At 39.5% G+C, this 1,515-nt stretch carries 1 protein-coding gene; it reads left to right on the top strand.

Going from position 1 to position 1,515, the window contains the following annotated elements:
* On the top strand, positions 1–1,487 hold a 1,487-nt coding region (locus ABD915_RS09600), incomplete at its 5' end, for a YfjI family protein (protein ID WP_345117716.1).
* Between the last annotated feature and the right edge of the window lie 28 nt (positions 1,488–1,515).

Raw genomic sequence — 1,515 nt, 5'->3', positions numbered from 1 at the left:
ATGGTTGGGGGGAATTAAAGCCGATTGAGAATGCTCTTTTACCCGTTGAACCTTTTCACGTTGCACAAATGCCTTTACGTTTAAGTCGCTATATTTATGATGTTGCCGATAGCCAACAATCTTCTCTCGATTTTATTGCTGTCCCTGCTTTGTGTGGTTTGGCTTCTCTTATCGGTAATGGAGTGCGTATCGCTCCAAAACAACATGCCAATTGGGAAATTGTTCCTAATCTCTGGGGAGCTATTGTTGGAGAACCTTCAACTATGAAAACAGATACCATGGAAGCTGCTTTAACCCCTCTCGATGTTTTTCAAGAGGAATGGCATCAAGAATGGTTAAAGAAGAAAAAGCAGCAAGAAACTAAAGATATTCTCATGGAATTAGACAAACGAGAAAAGAAAAAACAAGCTTATAAAGCCTTCAAGAATAAAGACAAAGAACAAGCCCTTGCTCTTCTTTCACAATCTCTTGAAGATAAAGAAACTGATGACGATGATACTCTTAGAAAACGACGTCTTATTGTCAATGATGTCACTGTCGAAAAGCTTGGGGAACTGTTAAAAGAAAACCCCCGTGGTCTCTTAATGGTTCGTGATGAGTTATCTGGTTTTTTATCTGATTTGGAACGGAAGGAATATCAAACAGACCGTGCTTTTTATCTAACAGCTTTCAATGGCAAAAAATCATACACCTATGACCGTATAGGACGTGGAACCATTCACATTCCCAATGCAACCATTTCCATCATTGGGGGCATTCAACCTTCACGAATTATTCCCATTATTCAAGCCATGCACCATGGAACCAATAATGACGGTTTATTGCAACGATTTCAAATGCTGGTCTTTCCCGATGAACGAAAAGAGCGGTTATGGATTGATAGACCTCCCAATCAAAAAGCATGGGAAAGTTATCAAGAGGTCTTTCGTTCTCTGTATGATAAACCTTTAGGATCACCAAAACACCCCATTATCATACGCTTTTCTGCTGAAGCTCAAGAGATCTTTCGTGAATGGTGGGAAAATTTTCAAAGAACAGTCAAAGGGGGGCATTTCTCTGCAAGTTTACAAGCACATCTTTTGAAAATGAATAAAACCCTACCAACCCTTGCCTTGATTTTTGAACTTGTTGAGGGAGGTCGTTTTGAAATCAATAAAGACGCCCTTCAAACAGCGTTGCGTTGGGAAAAATATCTGATAAGTCACGCAAAACGTCTTTATGCGGCAGGAGATACATTAACAGCAGAGCGGGCAAAATTAATTGTTGAACGCTGTGATCATTTATCCGATGTTTTTACGGCAAGAGATATCTATAGACGGTGTTGGAGGTCTTTAAAAGACAATGGAGCCGTTAAGCAAGCTTTAGAGCTTTTATGTCGTTGTAACTATATTCGTGAATTTCCTATAGAGGGGAATGAATTAGGTCGGCGTCTTGATAGACGGTATGAGTGGCATCCTTTGGTCAAAAATAACAGCATAAAACAATGAAGAAACCTCTTTTGAAGTCTTAAGACAA

It is taken from the genome of Bartonella jaculi (assembly GCF_039543045.1).
GTDB classification, from domain to species: Bacteria; Pseudomonadota; Alphaproteobacteria; order Rhizobiales; family Rhizobiaceae; genus Bartonella; species Bartonella jaculi.
Note: the sequence above shows the minus strand (reverse complement) of the source record. Positions and strands in the feature narration are given on the sequence as shown.